Genomic DNA, 23,560 nt, shown 5'->3' on the forward strand with positions numbered 1-23,560 from the left:
CCCCCTGGATAGACGACGACCGCGCCGATGACGACTGCCATCACTGATAAGGAGTTCGCGCTGTTCCAGCGCTTCATCTACGACGCGGCCGGCATCACGATGTCGCCATCGAAGAAGGCGCTGGTGATGAGCCGGCTGTCCAAGCGGCTCGACCTGCGCAAACTGCCAACGTTCGCCGAGTACTTCAAGGTGCTCTCGAGCGGGCAGGATGCGCAGGAAGTGCAGCTTGCGATCGACCTGCTGACCACCAACGAGACGTACTTCTTCCGCGAGCCGAAACATTTCGATCTGCTGCGTGAGCAGGCGGAACAGGCGCGCGGCCGGGGCCAACCGTTCCGGGTGTGGAGCGCGGCGTGCTCGACGGGCGAGGAGCCTTACAGCATCGCCATGGTGCTCGCAGCGACGCTGCAGACCACACCGTTCGAAATCCTCGGCTCGGATATCAGCTCGCGCGTGCTCGAGCGGGCTCGCACCGGCCACTATCCGGTGTCGCGCACGGTTCATACGCCCAAGGCCTACTTGCAGCAGTTCTGTCTGCGTGGCACCGGCGCGCAGGAAGGGACGGTCCTCGTCGACCGTCCGCTGCGGGACAAAGTGCGGTTCATGCAAGTGAACCTGAATACGACCTTGCCCAAGATCGGGCCGTTCGATTTCGTGTTCCTGCGTAACGTGATGATCTATTTCAGCGCCGACACCAAGCGCCAGGTGGTGGAGCGCGTGCTGTCGACCCTCAAACCCGGCGGCTATCTGCTGATCGGACACTCGGAGACCTTGAACGATTTGAATGCATCGGCGGCGGCGGTGGCTCCTTCGATCTATCGCAAGCCATGTTGAACACGCGTCCCCTTCAAGCCAGCCAGCGGCGCGTGCAGGTGATGATCGTCGACGACTCGGCGGTCGTGCGCCAGGCGTTGACCGAGGTGTTGAACGCGGATCCCGGCATCGAAGTGCTGTGTGCGGTCGCCGATCCGTTGCTCGCCATGGAGCGCATGAAGACGAAGTGGCCGCAGGTCATCGTGCTCGATGTCGAGATGCCGCGCATGGACGGGTTGACGTTCCTGCGCAAGATCATGGCCGAGCGACCGACGCCCGTCGTCATCTGCTCGACGCTCACCGAGGCCGGGGCGGCTACCACGCTCGAAGCCTTGGCGGCGGGCGCCGTCAGCATCGTTACCAAACCCAAGCTCGGCCTGCGCCGGTTCATCGAAGATGCGTCGGCGGATCTTGCGTCCGCGGTGAAAGCGGCCTCGCATGCGAATGTGAGCAGGCTGCGCGCGGCGCCTCGAATGTCGGCGGAGCCTGCGCAGGCGCTCGGTGTGCCGCCAAAGCTCACGGCCGACGCGATTCTCTCGCCCAGCGGCCCGAAAGCGCTTCAGCAGACGACCGAGCGCATCATTGCAATCGGCACATCGACTGGTGGCACGCAGGCGCTGGAGCAGGTGCTGACGTGTCTGCCGCGAGTGAGCCCAGGCATCGCGATCGTCCAGCACATGCCTGAAAAATTCACGGCTGCCTTCGCGAGTCGCTTGAACAGTCTGTGTCAGATCGAAGTGCGCGAGGCCCGGCACGGCGATCGTTTGCTGCCCGGTCTGGCGTTGATTGCGCCCGGTGGCAAGCACATGATGCTGAAGCGCAGCGGCGCGTACTACTACATGGAAATCATCGACGGTCCGCTGGTGAACCGGCACCGTCCCTCGGTTGACGTTTTGTTTCGTTCGGCAGCGAAGTGCGCCGGCGCGAACGTGCTCGGCATCATCATGACCGGCATGGGCGATGATGGCGCCCGTGGCTTGAAGGAAATGCGGGACGCTGGCGCCGCCACGATCGCGCAGGACGAGGCGACTTGCGTGGTGTTTGGCATGCCCAAGGAAGCAATTCGCATGGGCGGCGCGCAGCGCGTGCTGTCGCTCGGCGACTTGCCGCGCTCCATGCTGGACTTCGGTGCCGGCAAGCGAATAGAAGGGAAGTAGGAAGGGAAGCAGCATGACCGCGCCGCCTGTGTCGATTGCCTCCGTGCTGATCGTCGACGACAGTTTCGTGCAACGTGACCACGCGGTGTCGATCTGCAAGGCGCTGGGCATTGCCAGGATCCACGAGGCCAGCAATGGCCGCGAGGCGCTGGCGCTGTTGACCGCGATCTCACCGCGTCCCGGCCTGGTGATCGTCGATCTGGAAATGCCGACCATGGATGGCCCGGAGTTCCTGGTGAAGTTGCAGGAGCTCGGCTTCGATATTCCTGTGATCGTCGCCTCCTCGCGCGAGCGGGCGTTGATCGACACGGTTCGCGAAATGGGCGGCGTGCTCGGTTTGCATGTGCTCGCCGCCGTTCAGAAGCCGTTGCAGGCCGACGTTCTGCGGCAGGCCATTCAGAACGCGAAGGGCAGAGAGCTCGCGCGCGCTTCGCAGCGTGTGGATCTGGGCGTCGATGCCACCTCGCTATCGGATGCCCTGGAGCGCAGCGAAGTTTACGTTCACTATCAACCGAAGGCCGACATTCGCACCGGCATCGTCCGCGGCGTGGAAGCGCTGGCGCGGTGGAAACATCCGACGATGGGCCAGGTGCCGCCGGATCAGTTCATTCCGGTCGCCGAGCGCAGTCAGTTGATTCATCGTCTGACCATCGATGTGATGAATCAGGCGATGTTGCAGAACGCCGCGTGGCGCGCTCGCGGCTTGCATCTGCCAGTCGCGATCAATCTGTCGCCGATGCTACTCGAGCGTTCCGACCTCGCGTTGGAAATATCCTCGTTGCAGCAGTGTCACGGTCTGACGCCGGATCAGATCGTCATCGAGATCACCGAAAGCTCGCTGGTCACCCGCGTCGGCACGGCATTGAGTGTGCTGGCTCAGCTGCGTCTGCGAGGCTTCGGTTTGTCGATCGACGACTACGGCACCGGTTTCTCATCGATGCAGCAGCTCGCACGCATTCCGTTCACCGAGCTGAAGATCGATCGCAGCTTCGTACGAGGTGCACCGGAGCGTGAGAGTCTGCAGGTGATCCTGCGCTCCGCGATCGAGATGGCGAACCGGCTGGGGCTGGTCACGGTCGCCGAGGGTGTCGAGACGCTCGATGAGTGGCGCATGCTGCAGGAGTATGGCTGCACCCTCGGCCAAGGCTGGCTGATCGCGAAGCCCATGTCCGGCGAGGACCTGATCGGCTGGATGAAACAATATCGCGTGCAGGCGGCACAGCTGCGCGCCTAGGGTTGCCTCGGCCATTCCGCTACACTACGCGCCGATTTCCCTTCGGCTCGTACTGGCAATGTCCGAAAGCTATCGCATCCAGCGTCGACAATTGCTTCAGGCAATGATGGCCGCGGCCGTGCCGGTCGGCCTGATGTCCTGTTCCAGTGAAACATCGGCGGGCCCGCTGGTCGTCGGTGGCTTGCCCGTCACCTGTAATTTGACTTTGCCGGTCGCGTGCGTCGCACGTTCCCGGGCGCCGCAGGCCGCCGGGCAGAGTTTTGCCTTTCAGTACAGCAAGTACAGCGGCTGGCCGGAGATCAAGGAATCGCTCATGGCCGGCCGGATCCAGGCCGCCTACATGCTGGCGCCGCTGGTCATGGACCTGGCGGACAAGAAGATTCCGGTGAAGATCGTGTCGCTGGGCCATCGCTCCGGCGCCGTCATCATGGTGCGCACCGATTCGCCGTATCAGACGTTCCGTCAGCTGTCCGGCAAACGCATCGCCATTCCCAGCCGGTTCGCCGTGGACTTCCTGTTTCTGCGCAAGATGCTGGCGCAGGAGAGCATGACGCCGGCCGATATCGAGATCGTCGAAATGCCGCCGCCGGACATGCCCGCGGCGTTGTATGCGAACGCGGTCGACGCCTACTGCACGGGCGAGCCCTTTGGCGCGGCAGCTCAGAGCGCCGGCTATGCGCGTCCGCTGCGCATGACGCGAGATGAATGGCGCAACTACATCTGTTGCGTGCTCACGGTGCGGGAGGAGTTGATACAAACCAATCGCCCGCTGGTTCAGGATCTGGTCAATTACGTGCTCGGCGCGGGCCAGTGGCTCGATCTGCAACAGGGCAATCGCGACAAGGCGGTGCAGATTGCCGCCGGCAAGCAATACTTCAATCAGGATCCCAACATCATTCGTTTCGTGATGGAGAATCCGACCGACCGGGTGACTTACGGCGATCTGCGCATGATCCGCGCCGAGTTCGAGGAGCTGATGCAGCTGTCGATCCAGGCGGGCACGATCAAACATCCGATCGCTTACGAAGCCTATATGGACGAAAGCTTCGCCAAGGCGGCGCAGGCGGCGGCCATCAATATCTGATGCCGGCATGAAACATCACGGACGCATTACTGGCTGGCTGACGGCGATGATGGTGTCGCTGAGCGCGATGTGCGCGCTCGCGGCCGATCGCCCCACGCTCAAGGCCGGCGTATTCGAGCCGCCGCGTGCCGCGCCGGAGCTGTCGTTGGAGGCATCGAGCGGGGGCAAGCTCGCGCTCGCGAATTATCGTGGCAAGGTCGTGCTGCTCGGCTTTGGCTTCACCTCTTGTCCTGAAGTGTGTCCGACGACGCTTGCGACCCTGGCGCAGGCGCGCAGGCGACTCGGCGCGCAGGGCGAACAGCTGCAAGTGCTGTATGTCACCGTCGATCCTGAGCGTGACAATGCAGATCGAATGCGCGCCTATCTTCACGGCTTCGATACGAGCTTCGTCGGCGGCACCGGCACGCCGGAGCAGCTTGCGGGAGTTCGCAAGAATTATGGCGTGATGGCCGAGCGCAAGCCGTTCGGTAACAGCTACACCGTTGCGCATTCCTCATCGGTGTACGTGATCGACCCGAAGGGCCTGCTTCGAGGGATGATGCCGTACGGGCGATTGCCTGATGATTACGTGCACGACGTTCGCGCGTTGCTGAGCGAGTGATGAACCGCCGGGGCTGGCTGGTCATCGTCGCTGTGGGCGTGCTGGTGGGCGTCAGCTGGGCTGCATTGACGCCGCTGCCGGAGCGCTCGACTCGTGAGCAACCATTCGTCATTCCCGAGGGCACCTGGCAGCGACGCATGTCGGGCGATCCGGTCGACATCCTTCCACAGCACATTCGTCTCACCCTCGGCATCAACGACGTGCTGCTGCTGAAGAATCAGGATACGGTGCCACAGACGTTCGGCCCGGCGTTGCTGATGCCGGGACAGAGCTTTCGCTTGCCGTTCGAAGTTGCCTCCGACTATCAATTCGCCTGCACCGCGCACGCCAGCGGTCAAATGACTATCATCGTCGACCCCTTTCCTGCCTCTGCGTGGGGCAAGCTGCGCTGGCGGGCGCTGAAACTGATCGAGAGCTTCGGTAACAAGAGCCATGAACCGACGACCTGATTTCGTCCCGAGTTGTTGCGCATGAGCAGACTTCGGCAATCTCTGCCGGGCATCGCGATCATCGTGCTGTTGATCGGCGCCTGGTGGGTGAGCGTGACCCTGACGCGCAGCGTGATCTTTCCAAAGCCCTGGCAAGTGGTCACCGGCACCGTCGAGCTGATTCGCGATGGCACGTTGTGGATGCATATTGGCGCATCGCTGGGGCGCGTCGGCGCGGGTTTCTCTCTGGCCGTGCTGGTCGGCGTGCCGCTCGGCTTGTGGATGGGCTGGATGCGCGGCGCCTACGACACGCTCAATCCGCTGTTTCAGATTCTGCGGCCGATCTCGCCGATCGCCTGGATTCCGATCGCGATTCTCTGGTTCGGCGTCGGCAATGCTTCGCCGATCTATCTGATCTTCATCTCCTCGGTGTTTCCGATGATCGTGCAGACGGTCGCAGGCGTTCATACCATCGAGAAGCGCTATCTGCGCGCGGCGGAGAACTTCGGTGTGTCCCGTTACAAACTGTTTACTCAGGTCGTGATCCCGGCAGTGTTGCCGCAGATCATCGTCGGCATGCGCATCGGCCTGGGCGTGGCCTGGCTGGTGGTCGTGGCCGCCGAGATGATCGCGCTACGTTCCGGGCTCGGTTATCTGATCATCGACTCGCGCAACGCCGGCAATCGCTATGACCTGGTCATCGCGGGCATGATCATCATCGGTTTGATCGGCTTGTTACTGGATGGGCTGATGCGCCTGCTGGAAGGATTGAAGATCGTGCGGTGGCGCTATGCCCACTAAGATCGAAGTCGCGGGGCTGCGCAAGAGCTTTGCCACCGACAAGGGCACGCTCGGCGTCGTCGACGATGTAAGCCTGCAGGTCGGCGACGGCGAGTTCATCGCCATCGTCGGGCCTTCGGGCTGCGGCAAGTCGACCCTGATGCGCATGATCGCAGGCTTCATCCCGCCGGATTCCGGCCGCATTCTCATCGACGGCATGACTCGGACTGAGCCGAGTCCACAGGGCATCCTGATCTCGCAGCACGGCTCGGTGTTCCCCTGGCTCACCGTGCAGGAGAATCTGATGTTCGGCCTGAACGGCAACGAGTCGACCCGCGAGAAGATCGCCAGCGCCGATCACTACGCCAACATCGTCGGATTGAAGGGATTCGAGAGCAGCTATCCGCACGAGCTGTCCGGCGGCATGTTGAAGCGCGTCGAGATCGCCCGCGCGCTCGCGGTGAAGCCCGCCATTCTTTACATGGACGAGCCGTTCTCGGCACTCGATGCGTTGATGAGCTTACGGATGCGCAACGAGCTGCGGAAGATTCTCGGGCAGGAGCGGCACACGGTGTTGCTCATCACGCACGACGTGGAGGAGGCGATTCATCTCGCCGATCGCGTGATGGTGCTGTCGCCGCGACCCACGCGGATTCAGGCAACGTTCGAGGTGAAGATGCCGCATCCAAGAAAGCTCACGAGTCCCGAAGTGCAGCAGCTGCGCGTGGCGATTCTGAAAGAGCTGGGCGTGGAGAGCGAGGACTAGGGCCTGTGAACACTCATTGGACGGGCTGCGACGAGCTATTGCGGTTCAGGGCTAGGCGCGACGACCGCCGTGTACTCTCCGTACATAAGGGAGGAGCAACGACGTCCTGAACCGCAATAGCTCGTCCCATCAAATGTATTTATTCATTAAATGGGTTGCGCCTCGAATCGCCCGCAGCTGCGTTACAAAGCTTGCCCATATCGACATATGGGCTGCGCTTTGCGCCTTGCTGCAGGCGATTGGAGGCGCAACGCAGCCCATCCAATGAGTGTTCACAGGCCCTAGCTGATCTTGAATCTCGGGCCGCGGTTGTCGGCCTCGTGCATGCCGACGAACGTGCCATTGTTCTTCTGACAGATGATTCGCATCATCGTCGCGAAACGGATGCTGGTGTATTGGGGTGCGAGCGGCGTGACGGGAAATCCGATGGCGTGAATGCGCACGCGGCGCTCGCCGCTCTGGTCGGTGCGATTGACCATGTCGACGGTCTTGACCACCGTGTCGATCGAGGGGCCGGTGAACTCGTCCCCGAATACGTACAGGCTGATCTTCTTGTCCGCGGCCCAGTAGGTGCGGATCGCGCTGACGATGCCCTGTGAGGGGTTGGAGGCCGAGAACGCATTCCAGGTGCGCAGTCGATCGAGCACCATCTTGCGCGCTTCCGGAGTGTCGTTGATCCACTTGCCCTGATAGCCCGAGAACATCGGTGTGCCGACGTCGTTGGTCACCTGGATGCCCTTGAGATGCGGATAGATGTTCAGGATCTCCTGCATGCTCTGGAGCATCATCGGCCAGGCATAGTTGAACATGCTGCCGGAGGTGTCGATGATGAAGACCACGTACTCGCTGTCGATGGGCACGCCGCCGACGATGTCGCCGTTCTGATGCTTGAACTCGGGGCCGGCGTACAGCCGTTTCATTTCTTCGGTCAGCTTCTCCCGCGCGGCGACCAGTTGCCCCTGAATCTTGTTGGCCGCATCTGAGTCTTTGTTCGATGCCGAGAATTTGCCGCGTAGCGCACTCAAGTCGCCATACAAGCGGGCGATGCGGGCCTTCTCATCCGCGAGCTGCTCCTGCTGGGCGCGCAGATCCCGATTCAAGATCTCGCTCTCGCCGCGAATGTCGACCAGTTGGTCTTGCAGGTTCAGCACGTGCGCATGGGTCGCCTGCTGGGCTTCTTCGATGGCGGGACTGCGCACGTTACTCAGCACCAGCAGCAGGATCACCGAGCCCAGTCCGCAGGTGATGCAGTCGAGGAAGGAGATGCTGAACACCTCCGTTTCGCGGCGGATGTGACGACGTGGCATGACGGTCAGGGCCAGTCCTTGGCTGGCATCATGAATTCGCCGCCGCTATGGCGCGCGGCGACCCAGAAGGCGCTGGCGGCCTGCGGATCGCCTTCGAAGGGCAACAGCACCACGCTCAGCGGCACGTTGTGAGGATATTTCGCCATGGCTCTCTCGAATAATTTGTAGCGGCCATCGCCGTCGATCATCTTGCGGATCACCGGCGCGGAGGCGCCCTGCGTCGGCAGGCCATCGGTGATCAGGATCACCCGATCCGGCGCCGGGTTCATCGCCGTGATGGCGGCGAAGGCGTTCTCCAGACTGGTGCCGTCATTGGGAACCAGCTCATGCAACGCCTTCATGGTCGCATCGAGCGCATCGGCGTCGTTGCCGTTGAGCCATTTTCCTTCGCTCTGTTTCATGAGCGGCCACGAGTGGGTATTGAACGAGTAGACCTGAAACTTGCTGGTCTCGGGAATGTGCGCTGCCAGCCACTCGGTGATGGCGAGCGTACGTCGCCACTTGTCCGCCGCGCGCTTGCGGTCATCGGACATGTTGCGCAGTCGCAGGACGTTGACCAGCGTTTCATCGAGCATGCTGGCGGAGGAATCGATCAAGAACAGGATGCGCTCGCCGCGGACTTTCAGGCCGGTCAGATAGTGGCGGTTGCCTTCACCCTCGAAGCCACGAATGCTGGTACCGCGAGGCCCCGGACTGTGGGCGCCGCCTTCGAGCCGGCGTTGCCCTTCCTCCATCGATTTCAGATCGGCTTCGAGACGCGCGATATCTTCGTGCCGAGCCAGCGTTTGTTTGTCGGAGTCGGCCAGTTGCAGCTTGGTGTGTTCGATCTGTGCGAGCACTCGCGGCGCCAGGCCTTCGGTGCGGACGCGTTCGGCCTGGGTCTGTTCCAGCGAGTTGCGCAGCTGGACCAGCTGCTGGTCGCCCTCCAGCACCTTATCTTCGAGCTGACTGACTTCCGCATCGCTCGAGCGCTCTTCAGTAATCCGCCGCAGTCCACCTTGCGCGTTGATCAGCGTGAAGACCAGCACCACCGACCCGAACGCGCAGGTGATGCAGTCGAGGAACGACATGCTGAAAACTTCGGTTTTACGGCGCGGCATGGCAGGCCTTCGGGAGCACCGTCGACGCCAGATCTGACATCGATGGTAAGAACCTCGCGAGCGGGCAAGGATGAAGAGTTGCTTAAGATTTCGTAACGATGTCGGCCGGCTTCGGACAGCGCGGACATTCGATCGCGACTATCACAAATTCAGACGACAGGAAGTGGCTCCTCGGAGGGTATTGCTCAGTTATCGCAGTCTTTTGCCCGGGAGCACGATGCGACGCTGCCGGCATTGCCAGCGTCGTATCGACCAATGCGCGGGTGCGTGTGAACTATGGTTGACGGTGTGTTAACTATGGTTTACAGTAATGATGCTCGAGATATTCAGGTCCACCACATTTGATTGCTGGCTACGCGATCTGCGCGACTCGCGTGCTCGGGCGCGCATAGAGGCGCGGATTCTGCGGTTGTCTCGTGGAAATGCGGGCGATGTGAAGTCCGTCGGTTCGGGCGTGAGTGAGATGCGAATCGATCACGGGCCAGGTTATCGCGTGTACTTCACGCGGTGCGGTCAGTTTGTGATTCTTCTTCTGTGTGGCGGCGATAAGCGTACACAGCACGCCGACATCGAGCGTGCGATCGAGATGGCGGAAGATTGGAGCGCTTGACCATGGTGCGCAAGAAAGAAAAGTTCTCTCGTTACGACGTTGTCGACTACCTCAAGACCGAGGAGGACATCGCGGCCTATCTCGAAGCCTGCATGGAAGAGGCGGGGGACGATGCCGCTTATATCGCCGCGGCGTTGGGAGACGTCGCTCGTGCGCGCGGCATGGCGCAACTTGCAAAAGACACGGGCATCTCGCGCGAAGGTTTATATAAAGCGCTCTCGCCCGACGGCAACCCCAGTCTCGCAACAGTGCTCAAGGTCCTCAAAGCGCTGGGATTGAAGTTGGCGCCCAAGGTCGCGTGAGCGCTTGGGCTGACTGGGGCCAAGGCGAATAATGAAGGTGGCCCGCATAAGGCGATCAGTGCGATCGTGACCGGTGAGCGAGTCAATCAGACGCCATCCGGCGTCGCCAATGGCGCTTCTCGATCCGTCTGACATCAGGCGATGCGGCAAGCTGCTGCAAGTACAAAGCGAGATGCGCCAGCTCGTCATCAGTTGGATCGCCCAGGAAGGGCGCGACGCGGACCAGGTTTCCATAGTTCCGCGTATGTTTCTCCGGACTATCGTCAACCACCACCACTCGCGATAAGTCATAACCACGACGTTTAATCTTTCGCAGCGGCTTGGCCTGGCACCAGGCATCCAGCTCGAAGTTGCGAGTAGGTGTGCAGCGATCGCTGGCCCAAACAAATTCCAACGACTCTGTATTCCGAAAGACCAGCGAGCAGACCGCGCGTGCATACGCAGGCGACGATGACGTCCACACCGCAAGCCGAAACAGCTTCGACACGTGCTCCAGAAATTCCGGCAGTCCCGGGCGCTGATATAGATAGTAGGGAGCGACTTCGCACCGCGGTTCAATCGCGAGCGGCGTTTCCGTCGCGTGCACGAGCGTCTCGTCCAGATCCAGGACCAATAACATCCGAGAATCCACGCTGGAAGTGCTGACGGTGGTCGATGGGCCGCTCATGCATGGAGCATGTTCGATCGCCAGGCGATCTGGCAACACAGCGGCGGTGCCGAATGCTCGCGGATCGAGAGATGGTGCCTGGGACCGGAATCGAACCGGTACGGAGTTGCCCCCGAGGGATTTTCGTACTCGCTACAGCTTTCGCTGCGACCCGCTGATGACAAATCAGTTGGCCTTTGGAGTCTGGACTTTCTCTTTGTCGTGTCCCGCTGTCGCGGAAGTTAGACAGGGGCCGTCAAGTCTCTACACTTTCCCGGGCAGGGCCCGGGCTTAGCTCGGGATTGCAGGCACGCGCGCGATCAGGCGGAGCGTGAGGCTGGTTCCCCGAATTTGACCCCATTCACACCGGCCGTTTCCGAGCCGGGTGCTCAAAATTTCAAGTCCCTTGCGTCTACCAATTTCGCCACCCAGGCACGGGCGGGACGGACATTGTAAGCCACTCGGGGGCAGCGTGTTAAACTAAGCGCGCACAAACCATTACACACAGAACATAGCGCGACACCCCAGCATGCTTGCACAGGTCGCTGCGACTTCGCCGCAGCCGCAATTAGAAGCGCGCGCCGTCCATCTCTGGCGCGGCGAGAAACACCTGTTACGCGGCGTGTCCTTTGCCCTTTACAGCGGCGAGCTGCTGCAGATCGTCGGGCCGAACGGCGTGGGCAAGACCAGTCTCTTGCGCTGTGTGGCGGGGCTGTTGCCGACGGAGCAGGGCGAGATCGTCTGGCAGGGCCAGGCGCTGTCGGCCGGGCTCGAGGGGTTTCATCGGGAGCTGGCGTATCTCGGGCACGTCAACGGCCTCAAATCCGACCTTACGGCGCTGGAGAATCTGCGCTTCGGCGTGTCGGTCCGGCGCGGCGTCACTACGGAGGAGTTACGCGAAACTCTCCAGTTACTGCACGTCGAGTCTTGCGCAGACTTGCCGGTGCGCTCGTTGTCGGCGGGGCAGAAGCGTCGAGTCGCTCTGGCCCGCATCATGCTGACGCGCGCGTCGCTGTGGATTCTCGACGAGCCCATCACCAATCTCGACAAAGCCGGCATCGCGCTGTTCGAGGCGCGGATCGCCGAGCACATGCGAGCTGGCGGCATGATCCTCACAGCGGCCCACCAACTGCTGCTACAGGGCCAGCCCGACGTGCGCACCTTGGAGCTGCGCTGATGCAGTCGTCCGTTCAGACGACGCCCGGACTGGGCAAAATCCTGATGCTGGTGCTGGCGCGCGATCTGCGGCTGGCCGTGCGCCATTGGGATCAGGTGCTCCAGCCGCTGATCTTTTTCGTGATCGTCACGACCCTGTTCCCGCTGGCGATCAGTCCGGCACTGGACGAGCTGCGCAAGATCTCGCCGGGCGTGGTGTGGGTCGCGGCCATGCTGGCTTCGTTGCTGGCACTTGAATCGCTATTCAGGCCCGACGTCGAAGACGGCACCATGGAGCAGTGGGTACTGTCGGGTCAGCCGCTGTCGCTGCTGCTGCTGGCCAAAACCGGCACGCATTGGCTGCTCACCGGGCTGCCGCTGGTGTTGATGGCGCCGATCGTGGGAACTGCTTTGGGAATGCCGCAGTCTGTATGGCCGGTACTGGCGGCAACGCTGGCCTTGGGGACCGGATCGCTGTCCGTCCTTGGAGCCATCGGCGCCGCTCTTACGGTGAGTGTCCGAAGGGGGAGCGTGCTGCTAGCGTTGCTGGTGCTGCCGCTGGAGATGCCGGTGCTGATCTTCGGCGCCCGCGCCGTGGATCTGGCCATGCACGGCGAACCGGTGGCCGGTCCGTTAAACTTGCTGGCTGCGCTATTGTTGTTCTTCGTCAGCCTCGGGCCCTTCGCCATGGCTGCCGCCATGCGGATCAGTGTGGAGTCCTAAAAAAGCTATGTGGCTGTGGTTTCACAAGCTCAGCTCGCCGCCTTACGCCTACCGCACGGCCGGTCTGGTGCGCCCGTGGCTGTTCTGGCCGGCGGTCGTGCTGATGATCGTCGGTGCCATCGGCGGCCTGCTGCTTGCGCCCGAGGACTACCAACAGAAGGATGCGTTTCGCATTATTTACGTCCATGTGCCGACCGCGATCCTGTCGTTGTCGATCTACACCGTGATGGCGGTGGGCGCGGCGGTCGGCGTCATCTGGAGGATCAAGCTGGCTCATGCGGTCGCCGCGGCCTGCGCGCCCATCGGGGCGTGGTTCACGGCAGTGTGCCTGGCAACCGGCTCCATCTACGGCAAGCCCATGTGGGGCACGTGGTGGGAGTGGGATCCGCGGCTGACCTCGGAATTGATCCTGCTTTTCCTGTATCTGGGCTACATGGCCTTGCGAGCGTCATTTGACGACACGCAGCGGGCCGACCGGGCCAGTGCGATCCTGGCCATCGTGGGCGTGGTCAATGTGCCCATCGTCAAATACTCGGTGGTCTGGTGGAACAGCTTGCACCAAGGCCCCAGTATCTCGAAGATTGCCGCCCCCTCGATCGCGGGGTCCATGCTCTGGCCGTTGCTGGTCATGCTGCTGGCCTTCGCTCTGTATGTCGGCGCGGTGGTCTGCGACCGCTTGCGGGCGGAAATCCTCCGGCGTGAGCGGAACGCCAGTTGGTTGAGCGAAAGCGTTGCCTGATCATGAACTTGAAAGACGTACTTGACATGGGGGATTACGGCGTTTACGTCTGGTCCTGCTATGGGCTGACGTTTGCCGTGCTGGTGCTCAACCTGTGGCTCGGGAAACGCTCGCTGGCCGAGCAGGTACTCAGTGCCAGGCGCCGTTTGAAGATGTCTGAATCGATCAGCCCGGAGTCGCCATCGTCATGACCCCTCGCCGCCGCCGCATGGTGATGGTCGCACTGATCGTGCTGGGCGTGGGCTCGGCCGCCGCCTTCGCGCTCACCGCGTTCCAGGACAACCTGCTGTACTTCTATTCACCCTCGGATGTGACGGCCGGCAAGGCGCCGACGGACCGCGTGTTCCGCGTCGGTGGCATGGTCCCGGAAGGCAGCTTCACGCGCGCCCAGGGCAGCCTCGAGGCGCACTTCATCCTCACCGACTATGCGCACGAAGTGAAAGTCAGCTACACCGGCGTGTTGCCCGATCTGTTTCGTGAAGGGCAGGGTGTGATCGCGCGCGGTCGCATGGGGGCGGACGGCGTGTTCGTCGCCGAGGAAGTGCTCGCCAAGCACGATGAGAACTACATGCCGCCGGAAGTGGCGAAGACGCTGAAGAAGCAGCATGAGAAGCCCACGAACAGCGGGCCGTTGCCCACCACTTAGGGAAGCTCGAATGCATCGACTTCCCTGAACTGGGCAATCCATCCACTGGTTGGGATGTTTCGTTCGTCGAAGCTACCCTGTGCGAAGACTGAATTGAGATTAGAGATTTAATGGAAGTGACATGGCCGCCGAACTCGGACACTTCGCGCTGATCCTGGCGTTCTGCCTGTCGCTGCCACAGGCATTTTTCGGCCTGATGGGCGCGCACTGGCGTCGTCCGCACTGGATCGCGCTCGCCAATCGCGCGGTCGCCGGGCAGTGGGTGTTCACGCTGTTCTCGTTCGCCTGTCTGTCGTACGTTTTCTATCAGAACGATTTCTCGGTGCTGTACGTCGCGCAGAACTCCAACTCGGAGCTGCCGACGTTCTATCGATTCGCCGCCGTGTGGGGCGCGCACGAAGGCTCGCTGTTGCTGTGGCTGCTGGTGCAGGTGACCTGGGCACTTGGAGTCGCGGCGTTCAGCGGCAACATGCCGCAACAGATGACGAGTCGCGTGCTCGGCGTGTTGGGCCTGATCAGTGCCGGCTTTGCGTTGTTCATTCTGCTGACCTCCAATCCGTTCCTGCGCCTGTGGCCGGCCGCGCCCGATGGCCGCGATTTGAATCCGCTGCTGCAGGACCCCGCGTTGGCGATTCATCCGCCGATGCTCTACATCGGTTACGTCGGCTTCTCGGTGCCCTTTGCATTCGCCGTCGCTGCGATGCTCGAAGGCAAGCTTGATTCGATATGGGCGCGTTGGGTGCGTCCGTGGGCCACCGTCGCCTGGATGTTTCTGACCTGCGGTATCGCGCTCGGCAGCTGGTGGGCGTACTACGAGCTCGGCTGGGGCGGCTGGTGGTTCTGGGATCCGGTGGAGAACGCCTCGTTCATGCCGTGGCTCATCGGCACGGCGCTGATTCACTCGCTGGCGGCGACCGAGAAGCGCGGCCTGTTCAAGAGCTGGACGCTGCTGCTGTCGATCACTGCGTTCTCGCTGTCGTTGCTCGGCACGTTCCTGGTCCGCTCCGGCGTGATCGAGTCGGTGCACGCGTTCGCGAGCGATCCGGGTCGTGGCCTGTTCATCCTGTCGTTCCTGGGCGTGTGCGTCGGCGGAGCTCTGGGGCTGTATGCCTGGCGCGCGCCATTGTTTCGTTCGAATGCCGGCTTCTCGCCGGTGTCGCGTGAGTCGTTCCTGCTCTTCAACAACATCCTGCTGGTGGGTGCGACCGCGGTGATCCTGATCGGCACGACCTATCCGATGTTCATGGATGCGTTCGGGCTCGACAAAGTCTCGGTCGGCCCGCCGTATTTCGAAGCGATGTTCCTGGTGCCGATGTTGCCGATGGTGTTCCTGCTCGCACCGGGCATGCACGCGGCCTGGAAGAAGGCATCGTTCGAGTCGACCAAGAAGATTCTGGCCGTGCTGTTGGTCGTCGCGGTCGTGCTCGCACTGGTCGTGTCCGTGGGCGTGTACGGCTGGAAGTCGGTGATGACCATCGTCGGCCTGACGGCGGCGTTCTGGGTGGCGGGCGCGGCACTGGTCGATCCGATCAGCCGCTGGCGCAAAGGTCATTCGCTGCCGGCGAGCATCATCGGCATGAGCGTCGCGCACTTTGGCCTCGCGATGTTCATCGTTGGCGCGACCACAGTGGAGTCGTACAAGCAGGAGACGGACCTCAGCCTGAAGCCCGGCCAGTCGGCCGAGCATGCCGGCTTCACGTTCACCATGACTCAGCTCAGCGACGTGAAAGGTCCCAACTACGAAGCCGTTCAGAGCGAAGTGGTGATCACGCGCGACGGCAAGCAAGTGGCGGTCGTGCATCCGCAGAAGCGGGTCTATCGGGTGCAGAAGAACGCCATGACGGAAGCCGGCATCGACGCGCATTGGAACCGCGACCTGTTCGTCGCCATGGGCGAGCCGCTGGGGGGCGACGCCTGGAGCCTGCGCCTGCAGTACAAGCCGATGGTTCGATTCATCTGGTTGGGCGCGGCCGTGATGGCGCTCGGCGGATTGATCGCCATCTGCGACCGGCGCTATCGCAAGCGTGTGACCGTCGATGAAGGCGCCGCCGCCGCGGCCGGCGCGAAGACGGCCTGAGCCTCGCCACCGAATGCTTAAATATCTCGTTCCCATCGGACTGTTCGCGGCGCTGGTCGGCTTTCTGTATTTCGGTCTGGGCCGCGACAAACAGACGCTGCCGTCGCCGTTGATCGGCAAGAGCGCGCCGGTCTTCGAGCTGACGCGCCTGGAAGATCCGGCGAAAACCTTTTCGAACGCCGAGCTTGCCGGCAAGCCCTATGTGCTGAATGTCTGGGGCACCTGGTGCGTGGGTTGCCGTCAGGAGCACGGTGCGTTGCTCGAGATCGCGCGTCGGGGCGAAGTGCCCATCGTCGGTCTGAACTGGAACGACGATCGGGAAGCGGCGCTGGGCTGGCTGCAGCAACTCGGCAATCCCTACGCCGTGACCGCATTCGACGGCGAGGGCCGCGCCGCCATCGACTGGGGCGTGTACGGCGCGCCGGAAACCTTTCTGGTCGGCGCGAACGGTACAGTGATCAAGAAACACATCGCGCCGCTGACGGTGGAGATCTGGGAGCAGGAGTTCGTGCCGCTGCTGCCGCAGGCAAAGGCGGGTTCGCCATGAAACAGTTTTTTTTGGCCCTGGTGCTTGCGCTGTGCGGCCTGCAGGCTTTCGCGATCGACAAGGCGCCGGCGTTCGAGGATCCGGTGCAGCAGGCTCGTTATGAGCGACTGTCGCGCGAGCTGCGCTGTCTGGTGTGCCGGAGCGAGACCATCGCCGATTCCAACGCGCAACTCGCCACCGATCTGCGCCGGCAGCTGCGTGAGCTGATGGCCGCCGGCAAGAGCGATCAGGAGATCATGAAGTACATGACGGATCGATACGGCGACTATGTGCTGTACAAGCCGCCGGTTTCGCCTCGCACCTGGTTGCTCTGGGCGGCGCCGGCGTTGCTGGTCATCGGTGGCGGCATCGCCGCGGCCATCGTGATCTCGCGCAAGTCCAAACTTTCCGACACCGATCCCGCCGATCCCGGCCTGGGTGACACGTGACCGCTTTTATCGTCGTCTGCGTCGCCATGCTGGTGGCGGCGCTGTTGTGGATGGTGTTGCCGCTGGTGCGCTCGGCGAAGTCGACCGCCGACTCGGCGGAGCTCGCCTCGTATCGCTCCGAGCGTCGTTTCTCCGGTCTCGCCGTGGCGCTGCTGGTGCCGGTGCTCGCCATCGTCATGTACGCCGGTCTGAGCAACTGGGACTGGAAGGCCGTGCAGGTCGAGACCACGCAGGCGGCCAACATGGAGCAGGCCGTCACCGGGCTGGAAGAGAAGCTCAAGCAGAATCCCGACAACCTGGATGGCTGGATCATGCTCGGTCGCTCGTATGTGGCCATGGGCCGCTATCCGCGCGCGGCCGATGCGTTTCAGCAGGCGTATGACCTGTCGAAGGGCCAGAACGTCGAAGTGCTGGTCGGCCTCGGTGAAGCGCTGGCGCTGACCGACGAGGCCTCGCTGAATGGTCGTGCCGGCCAGCTGTTCGATCAGGCGTTGACGATGGCGCCGAATCATCCCAAGGCGCTGTGGTACGGCGGCGTGGCGGCATTGCGCTCGGGCAATCTGCGTCTGGGGCGGGACCGCCTGCAGATGCTGATGGCGCAGAATCCGCCCGAGGAAATCCGCGGCGTGCTGGCTCGGCAGATCCAGGACCTGGACGAGCAGCTCGCAGCTTCGGGCGAAGGTGGAGCCTCTGCTGCTCAACCCTCCGCAGCGCCGGCCGCAGGCCCAGGGCGTGCAATACAAGTATCCGTCGCTTTGTCACCGCAACTGCGCCCGCAGGTCAGTGGCACCTTGCCGCTTTTCATCCTGGCGCGGGACCCGAGTGCGGGCGGTCCGCCGCTTGCCGTGCAGCGGCACAGCTCCGATTCGCTGCCGCTGAATGTGACACTCTCGGAAAGGGATGCGATGATTCCATCCCGCTCCATTGCCACCGTGCCGAAGGTGGTAGTTGTTGCACGGTTGTCGCGCTCAGGCGCGCCTCAGCAGCAAAGCGGAGACTACTATGGCGAGGCCGAATATGAATTCGGCAAGAGCAGCGGTCCGTTGGCTATCATCATCGACCGCGTCGTGCCTTGAGCCGCGCCACCGTCATTGACTCAGCCCGCTCACTGATCGTTTATTGATGTCAGCACCGACCAAGATTTCTTTTGCCCGCCGCCCTTCGATGGTGCCTGCGTACGCGCGTGTGCTGCTCGGCAAGAAGCCGTACAGCGCCCCCGAAGGCACGGTGATCGAGCCGGTCGTGCTCGAAGCGCGCAAGGTGGTGCTGTCAGCGTCGCATCTGCGCAGCTATCGCGACGTGTGCGCAGTGCCTGCGTCGACGACGGGATTGCCGCCGGCGTATCTGCACGTGCTCGCGATGCCGCTTCACATGCAGCTGTTCGTCGTGAAGAATTTCCCGGTGAAGGTGCTGGGCCTGATCCATCTGCGCAATACGATCCGCGTGCTCGCGCCGGTCGATGAGCGCGCGCCGCTGCGGCTGAGCGTGCACTTCGACACCATGCGCCTGACGGATTTCGGCCAGGAGTATGACTTCACCACCAGCTACGAGCAGAACGGCGTGCGGGTGTGGGAAGAGATCAGCACGATGTTTGCTCGCGGCACGTCGGGCCCGAAAGAGGGCAGCAAGCGGCCGGTGATCGAGCGCTCGAATCATCCCGAGACCGGCACGCACACCGATCCGGTCGAGGTGGCGGACAACACCGGCTGGCGTTACGCGCGCGTGTCCGGCGATTTCAATCCGATTCATCTGACGGCGCGTACCGCGCAGATGTTTGGTTTCAAACAGGCGGTGGCGCACGGCATGTGGTCCATGGGCCGGTGTCTGGCGGCGGCGGCGCCGCACATTCCGAACATGAGGATTCAGATCGACACGCAGTTCAAGCTGCCGGTCTACATTCCTTCGCAGGCGCTGGCCCGGACCTGGGCCGTGCCGGGCGGCGCCGACATTTCGATGTGCACGATGAAGGGCGACCGGCTGCATCTGGCCATGCAAGTGCGGACGATCTGAGAGGACAGACGATGGATTTGTTGGAAGGCATTCAGTCGCGGACGTCGCCGTTGAAGCTCGCCGCGCCGGCGCCGAGCGCCGCGCAGGTGGAGCAGATCATTCGCGCCGGCACGCGTGCTCCCGATCATGGACGCCTGCGTCCCTGGCGCTTCACCGTGCTCGAGGGCGCGGCTCGCGAAAAGCTCGGCGATGCAATGGCGAATTCTCTGCGCACGCGCGTGCCGGGCTCGCCGCAAGAACATCTTGATGCCGAGAAGAACAAGGCCATGCGCGCGCCGGTCGTGATCCTGGTGGGCGCGAAGATCGGCAAGGGCAAGATCCCCGAGATCGAGCAGGTGTGCGCCACCGCCGCAGCGGTACAGAACATGCTGCTGGCCGCGCAGGCCCTCGGCTTCGGCGCGCAGTGGAAGACGGGCGCGGCTGCGTACGACGCGGGCGTCAAAGCGCTTTGTGGCCTCGCGCCGGAAGATCACATCGTGGCGATCGTGTATCTCGGCACCGTGGCGTCGCCCGGTCCGCTGGTCGAAGCGCCGGTGGACATCACTCGTCTTTGATTTCGGCCAGTTTGCGGGCGAGCTGTTCCAGGTTGAACGGCTTGCCGATCAGATGCACGCCGGGATCGAGCACACCGTTGTGGACGATGGCGTTGCGCGTATAGCCGGTCGTAAACAGCACCTTCAGATTCGGTCGCCGCTGGCGCGCTTCATCCGCCAGCATGCGGCCGTTGACCTCCGGCATCACCACGTCGGTGAACATGATGCCGATCTCGGGATGCTGGTCGAGCAGTTGTAGCGCCGTCGCCGCGCCATTGGCTTCCAGCACGTTGTAGCCCAGCTCGTTGAGCGCCTCGACGCTCACGTGGCGCACGCTTTCCTCATCTTCGACCACCAGAATGGTCGTGCCGGCGCCGGATAGCGCCGGTGTGAAGCGGGCATTCGCCAGGATCTCCTCCGACGGGCCATAGAAGCGTGGCAGATAGATTTTCACCGTCGTGCCTTGATCGATCTCGCTGTAGATCTTCACGTGTCCGCCGGACTGATGCACGAAGCCGTGCACCTGGCTCAGCCCCAGCCCCGTGCCTTTGCCGACGGACTTGGTGGTGAAGAACGGATCGAACGCCTTTTGGATCACGTCGGCGGACATGCCGCAGCCGGTGTCGGAGACCGCGATCATCACGTACTGACCTTGTGGCACGCCGGCGTGTTGAGCGGCGTAGATGTCATCGAGATGCGCATTGCCGGTTTCGACGGTGAGCTTGCCGCCGTTGGGCATCGCATCGCGGGCGTTGACCGCGAGATTCAGGATCGCGCTCTCCAGCTGATTGGCGTCGGTGTGCAGCCGCCACAGGCCGCCGGCGAGCACGGTCTCGGTGCGAATGGTCTCACCGAGGGTCCGATGCAACAGATCTGACATGCCCGCCACCAGTTTGTTTGCATTGATCGGTTCGGGCCGCAGCGGCTGCTGACGGGCGAAGGCGAGCAGCCGCTCGGTCAACTGAGCGGCGCGCGTGGCGCCATCCAATGCGAACGAAGCAAACCGCTGCACATTCGAGTCGCCGCGCGCCAGTCGTCGCAACAGCATGTCCAGGTTACCGATGACGACGTTCAACATGTTGTTGAAGTCGTGCGCGATGCCGCCGGTGAGCTGGCCGAGCGATTCCATCTTCTGTGCCTGGCGCAACGCCTTCTCGGCGTCGCCGCGCGCTTCGATTTCAGCCTCGACGCGTTGCTTGAGTGTCTCGTTCAGATTCAGCAAGGCTTCTTCGGCCAGCTTGCGCTCGGTAATGTCGATCACCGAGCCGATGTAGCCCAGGAATTCGCCCTCGCCGGTGAAGCGGGGGGAGGCGGCGTCGATGGCCCAGCGGTATTCGCCGTCGCGCCGGCGCAGGCGATATTCCATGCGGAATTCCTTTCGAGCCGCGCTGGAGTCGACGAAGGTGCGCGCGGCCGCCCCGCGATCGTCGGGATGAACCGCGTTCGTCCAGCCCAGCCCGAGGGCATCCGCCTCGGCCTGGCCGGTACAGTCGTACCAGCTCTTGTTCAGATAGATGCACTGACCGTCGGCATCGGTGATCCACATCATCACCGGTGAGCTTTCCGCCATGTTTCGGAAGCGCTGCTCGCTTTCCGCCAGCGCCGCCATGCTTTCCCGGCGCACGTGGGCGAGCTTGAGGTTGGCGTGCACGCGTGCGGTCAGCTCGCGAGCCGAGAAAGGCTTGATGAGATAATCATCCGCGCCTGCATCCAGCCCCTCGATTCGAGCTTCTTCGCCAGCGCGCGCGGAGAGCATGATGACCGGCAGATCGCGCAGCTCGGCATCGTCGCGAATCGCTTTGAGCAAACCGAAGCCGTCGAGCTCGGGCATCATCACGTCCGTCAGCACCAGATCGGGCCGGCTGGCGCGAATGGCGGCGAGGGCGGCAGCACCGTCGGACACCGCTTCGACCTGCAAATGTTTACTGAGCAGCCGCGAGACGTAGCGACGCATGTCGGCATTGTCATCCGCGAGCAGCAGTCGGGAGCCTTCGACCTGCGCGAGATCATCGCCCGCGGCATCATCGTGATATTCCTGCAGACCCAGGCCGTCATTCGACAGCCACGTCAACGCCTCCTGCACGAAGGCCCGCGAGCGCTCGCCCGTGCGCTCGGCGGTCGCGTCGTAAATCTGATCGGCTGGCAGATGCTGTGAGCCGAAAGGCACGGTGACGGTGAAGGTCGTGCCTTCGTGCACGCGGCTTTCCGCGTGGATCACGCCGTGGTGGAGGCGCACCAGCTCCAGGATGAGGGCGAGGCCGATGCCGCTGCCCTCGTGCGTGCGACTCTTCTGTCCCTCGATGCGATGGAACCGCTCGAACAGCTTCGGCAGTTCCTCGGGTGGCACGCCGACGCCGGTATCTCGTACGGTCAGCTCCGCGCCCTGCGGGGTGGCGCGCAGACTCACTCGAACACCACCAGCGAAGGTGAACTTGAATGCATTGGACAGCAGGTTCAAGACGATCTTTTCCCACATCTCCCGATCGACGAACACCGGCTCGGGCAGGGGCGAGCAGTCGACGACGAGCTCGAGCGAGGCGCGAGCGAGCGCCGAGCGGAACGTGGAAGCGAGCTCGGCAGTCAACATCGCAAGATCGGTGGGCTGGAACCTGGCCTTGGTGCGGCCCGCTTCGATGCGCGAGAAATCCAGCAGCGTATTCACCAGCCGCAACAGTCGCAGCGAGTTGCGATGCGCGGTATGCAGACGTTCCTTCTGCGCCATCGGCAGCGAGGCGTCCGCATCGGCGATCGCGTCTTCCAGCGGGCCCATCATCAGCGTGAGCGGTGTGCGGAACTCATGGCTGACGTTGGAGAAGAACGTGGTCTTGGCGCGATCCAGCTCCGCCAGTTTTTCCAATCGCTCGCGTTCCTCTTCGACCGCGCGGGCATTGTGAATCGCGGTGGCGACGTGGCTGGCGATCAGGTTGAAGAAGGTGAGGTATTCCTCATCGAGCCGGCGCGTGGGGTTCACGCCGCCGATCAGCACCGCGGTCGGCTGATCCTGGCCGCCCGACATGACCGGCACCAGCATCGCCTCGACGATGGGGCGTCCGGCCGGCCCGAGCGGCAGCGATTTGCAGGGTTCGATATGGATGGCGCGAGGCTGACAGGTCTCCACCACTTCCTGCACCGGCCACATCGCGCTCCCGGCGTCCAGACCCAGCACCGGTGGCGCGCATTCGTGATCGTCCGCGACCACGCCAGCGCTGCGATTGAGCACGGCCCGGCGATTCACGGGGTCGATCCAATAGAGCAGGGCGAACGGCACGTCCTCCGGATTCTTGCCGAGCGTGTCGATCGCCGACGCGCAGGCGGTATCGACCGAGCGCTCCACCAGCGCTTTGGCCGCGAGCTCCGACAGCGTGCGCAGGCGACGCGCGTTGAGGACCTTATGAGTGGTCTCGGCGCTCGGGCAGAACAGGCCGGCGACGCGGCCGGTTTCGTCGCGAATCGGGCTGTACGAGAACGAGTAATACGTTTCCTCGATGAAGTCGCCGCGGCTCATGAACAACTGCACGTCGTCGACGAAGCTCGCCTCGCCATGCTGAAACACCTTGTCGGCGAGCGGGCCGCACACGTCCCAGATCTCGGCCCACACTTTCTCGGCGGGCAGGCCGAGCGCGCCTGGATGCTTCACGGGGCCGAGCACTTGAACGTAAGCGTCGTTGTAAAGAAAGGTTGCTTCGGGCCCCCAGCCCATCCACATCGGATGTCGGGAATCGAGCACCAGATTGACCGCGGTTCGCAGGCTCTGCGGCCAATGCTCGACGGGGCCCAGCGGCGTTTTGGACCAGTCGAAGGCGGCCACCAGGCGACCCAGTTCACTGCCATTGTTGAAGGTGGGAGGGGTGGCGGACGGCGGCATCAGAGTCCC

25 protein-coding genes are annotated in these 23,560 nt (G+C 63.0%); 21 read left to right on the forward strand and 4 right to left on the reverse strand.

Features of this window, described 5'->3' with window-relative positions:
- Nucleotides 1-27: 27 nt before the first annotated feature.
- From EKO19_RS26155 to EKO19_RS26190, 8 genes are read left to right on the forward strand one after another with little or no spacing between them, the layout of a single operon-like run.
- Complete coding sequence (locus EKO19_RS26155; protein WP_129780055.1) at nucleotides 28-834, forward strand: CheR family methyltransferase; 807 nt, start codon at nucleotides 28-30, stop codon at nucleotides 832-834.
- Nucleotides 828-1,970 (forward strand): protein-glutamate methylesterase/protein-glutamine glutaminase, encoded by a 1,143-nt coding sequence (locus EKO19_RS26160; RefSeq protein WP_129780057.1) that lies wholly within the window; start codon nucleotides 828-830, stop codon nucleotides 1,968-1,970. Before EKO19_RS26155 ends, EKO19_RS26160 begins: the two co-directional genes overlap by 7 nt.
- 13 nt (nucleotides 1,971-1,983) lie before the next feature.
- On the forward strand, nucleotides 1,984-3,204 hold the full coding sequence (locus tag EKO19_RS26165) for an EAL domain-containing response regulator (protein WP_129780059.1): 1,221 nt from the start codon (nucleotides 1,984-1,986) through the stop codon (nucleotides 3,202-3,204).
- Between the two features lie 58 nt (nucleotides 3,205-3,262).
- Nucleotides 3,263-4,288 (forward strand): ABC transporter substrate-binding protein, encoded by a 1,026-nt coding sequence (locus EKO19_RS26170; RefSeq protein ID WP_129780061.1) that lies wholly within the window; start codon nucleotides 3,263-3,265, stop codon nucleotides 4,286-4,288.
- A gap of 7 nt (nucleotides 4,289-4,295) precedes the next feature.
- Entirely contained in the window at nucleotides 4,296-4,889 is a 594-nt protein-coding gene (locus tag EKO19_RS26175; protein ID WP_217705592.1) for an SCO family protein, read from the forward strand.
- Entirely contained in the window at nucleotides 4,889-5,338 is a 450-nt protein-coding gene (locus tag EKO19_RS26180) for a cupredoxin domain-containing protein (protein WP_129780063.1), read from the forward strand. The genes EKO19_RS26175 and EKO19_RS26180 overlap by 1 nt, the downstream gene beginning before the upstream one ends.
- Before the next feature lie 21 nt (nucleotides 5,339-5,359).
- Entirely contained in the window at nucleotides 5,360-6,118 is a 759-nt protein-coding gene (locus tag EKO19_RS26185) for an ABC transporter permease (protein WP_129780065.1), read from the forward strand.
- Complete coding sequence (locus tag EKO19_RS26190) at nucleotides 6,108-6,863, forward strand: ABC transporter ATP-binding protein (RefSeq protein WP_129780067.1); 756 nt, start codon at nucleotides 6,108-6,110, stop codon at nucleotides 6,861-6,863. Before EKO19_RS26185 ends, EKO19_RS26190 begins: the two co-directional genes overlap by 11 nt.
- A 281-nt stretch (nucleotides 6,864-7,144) precedes the next feature.
- Here the strand turns inward: EKO19_RS26190 and EKO19_RS26195 are convergent, their stop codons facing one another.
- Together EKO19_RS26195 and EKO19_RS26200 are read right to left on the reverse strand one after the other, a co-directional pair.
- On the reverse strand, nucleotides 7,145-8,170 hold the full coding sequence (locus EKO19_RS26195) for a VWA domain-containing protein (RefSeq protein WP_129780069.1): 1,026 nt from the start codon (nucleotides 8,168-8,170) through the stop codon (nucleotides 7,145-7,147).
- 5 nt (nucleotides 8,171-8,175) lie between these two features.
- The gene (locus EKO19_RS26200) at nucleotides 8,176-9,270 is read right to left on the reverse strand and encodes a VWA domain-containing protein (protein WP_129780071.1); all 1,095 of its coding nucleotides are present in this window, start codon (nucleotides 9,268-9,270) and stop codon (nucleotides 8,176-8,178) included.
- 313 nt (nucleotides 9,271-9,583) lie between these two features.
- Here EKO19_RS26200 and EKO19_RS26205 point away from each other — a divergent pair, with 313 nt between their 5' ends.
- The gene (locus EKO19_RS26205) at nucleotides 9,584-9,880 is read left to right on the forward strand and encodes a type II toxin-antitoxin system RelE/ParE family toxin (RefSeq protein WP_129780337.1); all 297 of its coding nucleotides are present in this window, start codon (nucleotides 9,584-9,586) and stop codon (nucleotides 9,878-9,880) included.
- 2 nt (nucleotides 9,881-9,882) lie between these two features.
- Nucleotides 9,883-10,182: an addiction module antidote protein gene (locus EKO19_RS26210; protein ID WP_129780073.1), complete on the forward strand. Its 300-nt coding sequence runs from the start codon at nucleotides 9,883-9,885 to the stop codon at nucleotides 10,180-10,182.
- Between the two features lie 82 nt (nucleotides 10,183-10,264).
- Here EKO19_RS26210 and EKO19_RS26215 read toward each other — a convergent pair whose 3' ends face one another.
- Entirely contained in the window at nucleotides 10,265-10,801 is a 537-nt protein-coding gene (locus tag EKO19_RS26215) for an HAD family hydrolase (RefSeq protein ID WP_129780075.1), read from the reverse strand.
- 556 nt (nucleotides 10,802-11,357) lie between these two features.
- On the opposite strand from EKO19_RS26215, the gene ccmA reads away from it, so the two are divergent.
- From ccmA to EKO19_RS26270, 11 genes are all read left to right on the forward strand, one after another.
- Complete coding sequence (ccmA, locus tag EKO19_RS26220) at nucleotides 11,358-12,005, forward strand: cytochrome c biogenesis heme-transporting ATPase CcmA (protein ID WP_129780077.1); 648 nt, start codon at nucleotides 11,358-11,360, stop codon at nucleotides 12,003-12,005.
- 29 nt (nucleotides 12,006-12,034) lie between these two features.
- Nucleotides 12,035-12,706 carry a heme exporter protein CcmB gene (gene ccmB / locus EKO19_RS26225; RefSeq protein WP_380595260.1) on the forward strand — a complete coding sequence of 224 codons (672 nt, stop codon included), beginning with the start codon at nucleotides 12,035-12,037 and terminating at the stop codon, nucleotides 12,704-12,706.
- A gap of 7 nt (nucleotides 12,707-12,713) precedes the next feature.
- Nucleotides 12,714-13,445: a heme ABC transporter permease CcmC gene (gene ccmC, locus EKO19_RS26230; protein WP_129780079.1), complete on the forward strand. Its 732-nt coding sequence runs from the start codon at nucleotides 12,714-12,716 to the stop codon at nucleotides 13,443-13,445.
- Nucleotides 13,446-13,453: 8 nt separating this feature from the next.
- Nucleotides 13,454-13,636, forward strand: a complete 183-nt coding sequence (gene ccmD, locus EKO19_RS26235) for a heme exporter protein CcmD (RefSeq protein WP_217705593.1) — start codon at nucleotides 13,454-13,456, stop codon at nucleotides 13,634-13,636.
- Complete coding sequence (ccmE, locus tag EKO19_RS26240; RefSeq protein WP_129780083.1) at nucleotides 13,633-14,091, forward strand: cytochrome c maturation protein CcmE; 459 nt, start codon at nucleotides 13,633-13,635, stop codon at nucleotides 14,089-14,091. The genes ccmD and ccmE overlap by 4 nt, the downstream gene beginning before the upstream one ends.
- A gap of 121 nt (nucleotides 14,092-14,212) precedes the next feature.
- Nucleotides 14,213-16,168 (forward strand): heme lyase CcmF/NrfE family subunit, encoded by a 1,956-nt coding sequence (locus tag EKO19_RS26245; protein WP_129780085.1) that lies wholly within the window; start codon nucleotides 14,213-14,215, stop codon nucleotides 16,166-16,168.
- Between the two features lie 13 nt (nucleotides 16,169-16,181).
- Entirely contained in the window at nucleotides 16,182-16,715 is a 534-nt protein-coding gene (locus tag EKO19_RS26250; protein ID WP_217705594.1) for a DsbE family thiol:disulfide interchange protein, read from the forward strand.
- Entirely contained in the window at nucleotides 16,712-17,143 is a 432-nt protein-coding gene (locus tag EKO19_RS26255) for a cytochrome c-type biogenesis protein (protein WP_129780089.1), read from the forward strand. Before EKO19_RS26250 ends, EKO19_RS26255 begins: the two co-directional genes overlap by 4 nt.
- A complete protein-coding gene (locus EKO19_RS26260) occupies nucleotides 17,140-18,219 on the forward strand; it encodes a tetratricopeptide repeat protein (protein WP_129780091.1) in 1,080 nt (359 codons plus the stop codon). Before EKO19_RS26255 ends, EKO19_RS26260 begins: the two co-directional genes overlap by 4 nt.
- Before the next feature lie 46 nt (nucleotides 18,220-18,265).
- Entirely contained in the window at nucleotides 18,266-19,153 is an 888-nt protein-coding gene (locus tag EKO19_RS26265; protein WP_129780093.1) for a MaoC family dehydratase, read from the forward strand.
- A gap of 11 nt (nucleotides 19,154-19,164) precedes the next feature.
- Entirely contained in the window at nucleotides 19,165-19,707 is a 543-nt protein-coding gene (locus tag EKO19_RS26270; protein WP_129780095.1) for a nitroreductase family protein, read from the forward strand.
- Here the strand turns inward: EKO19_RS26270 and EKO19_RS26275 are convergent.
- A complete protein-coding gene (locus EKO19_RS26275) occupies nucleotides 19,694-23,551 on the reverse strand; it encodes an ATP-binding protein (protein ID WP_129780097.1) in 3,858 nt (1,285 codons plus the stop codon). The two genes, EKO19_RS26270 and EKO19_RS26275, sit on opposite strands and share 14 nt — an antisense overlap.
- Nucleotides 23,552-23,560 lie beyond the last annotated feature (9 nt).

The organism is Peristeroidobacter soli (genome assembly GCF_004138485.1).
GTDB lineage: Bacteria > Pseudomonadota > Gammaproteobacteria > Steroidobacterales > Steroidobacteraceae > Steroidobacter > Steroidobacter soli.

Excerpts from the sequence above, each read along its gene's own strand:
- EKO19_RS26210 (WP_129780073.1), top strand. The coding sequence starts at position 9,883 with ATGGTGCGCAAGAAAGAAAAGTTCTCTCGTTACGACGTTGTCGACTAC.
- EKO19_RS26245 (WP_129780085.1), top strand. The coding sequence starts at position 14,213 with ATGGCCGCCGAACTCGGACACTTCGCGCTGATCCTGGCGTTCTGCCTG.
- EKO19_RS26215 (WP_129780075.1), bottom strand. The coding sequence starts at position 10,801 with ATGTTATTGGTCCTGGATCTGGACGAGACGCTCGTGCACGCGACGGAA.
- EKO19_RS26255 (WP_129780089.1), top strand. The coding sequence starts at position 16,712 with ATGAAACAGTTTTTTTTGGCCCTGGTGCTTGCGCTGTGCGGCCTGCAG.
- EKO19_RS26155 (WP_129780055.1), top strand. The coding sequence starts at position 28 with ATGACGACTGCCATCACTGATAAGGAGTTCGCGCTGTTCCAGCGCTTC.
- EKO19_RS26165 (WP_129780059.1), top strand. The coding sequence starts at position 1,984 with ATGACCGCGCCGCCTGTGTCGATTGCCTCCGTGCTGATCGTCGACGAC.
- EKO19_RS26170 (WP_129780061.1), top strand. The coding sequence starts at position 3,263 with ATGTCCGAAAGCTATCGCATCCAGCGTCGACAATTGCTTCAGGCAATG.
- EKO19_RS26180 (WP_129780063.1), top strand. The coding sequence starts at position 4,889 with ATGAACCGCCGGGGCTGGCTGGTCATCGTCGCTGTGGGCGTGCTGGTG.
- EKO19_RS26160 (WP_129780057.1), top strand. The coding sequence starts at position 828 with ATGTTGAACACGCGTCCCCTTCAAGCCAGCCAGCGGCGCGTGCAGGTG.
- EKO19_RS26270 (WP_129780095.1), top strand. The coding sequence starts at position 19,165 with ATGGATTTGTTGGAAGGCATTCAGTCGCGGACGTCGCCGTTGAAGCTC.
- EKO19_RS26200 (WP_129780071.1), bottom strand. The coding sequence starts at position 9,270 with ATGCCGCGCCGTAAAACCGAAGTTTTCAGCATGTCGTTCCTCGACTGC.
- ccmE (WP_129780083.1), top strand. The coding sequence starts at position 13,633 with ATGACCCCTCGCCGCCGCCGCATGGTGATGGTCGCACTGATCGTGCTG.
- EKO19_RS26250 (WP_217705594.1), top strand. The coding sequence starts at position 16,182 with ATGCTTAAATATCTCGTTCCCATCGGACTGTTCGCGGCGCTGGTCGGC.
- EKO19_RS26205 (WP_129780337.1), top strand. The coding sequence starts at position 9,584 with ATGCTCGAGATATTCAGGTCCACCACATTTGATTGCTGGCTACGCGAT.
- EKO19_RS26190 (WP_129780067.1), top strand. The coding sequence starts at position 6,108 with ATGCCCACTAAGATCGAAGTCGCGGGGCTGCGCAAGAGCTTTGCCACC.
- EKO19_RS26175 (WP_217705592.1), top strand. The coding sequence starts at position 4,296 with ATGAAACATCACGGACGCATTACTGGCTGGCTGACGGCGATGATGGTG.
- EKO19_RS26185 (WP_129780065.1), top strand. The coding sequence starts at position 5,360 with ATGAGCAGACTTCGGCAATCTCTGCCGGGCATCGCGATCATCGTGCTG.
- EKO19_RS26275 (WP_129780097.1), bottom strand. The coding sequence starts at position 23,551 with ATGCCGCCGTCCGCCACCCCTCCCACCTTCAACAATGGCAGTGAACTG.
- EKO19_RS26195 (WP_129780069.1), bottom strand. The coding sequence starts at position 8,170 with ATGCCACGTCGTCACATCCGCCGCGAAACGGAGGTGTTCAGCATCTCC.
- EKO19_RS26265 (WP_129780093.1), top strand. The coding sequence starts at position 18,266 with ATGTCAGCACCGACCAAGATTTCTTTTGCCCGCCGCCCTTCGATGGTG.
- ccmA (WP_129780077.1), top strand. The coding sequence starts at position 11,358 with ATGCTTGCACAGGTCGCTGCGACTTCGCCGCAGCCGCAATTAGAAGCG.
- ccmC (WP_129780079.1), top strand. The coding sequence starts at position 12,714 with ATGTGGCTGTGGTTTCACAAGCTCAGCTCGCCGCCTTACGCCTACCGC.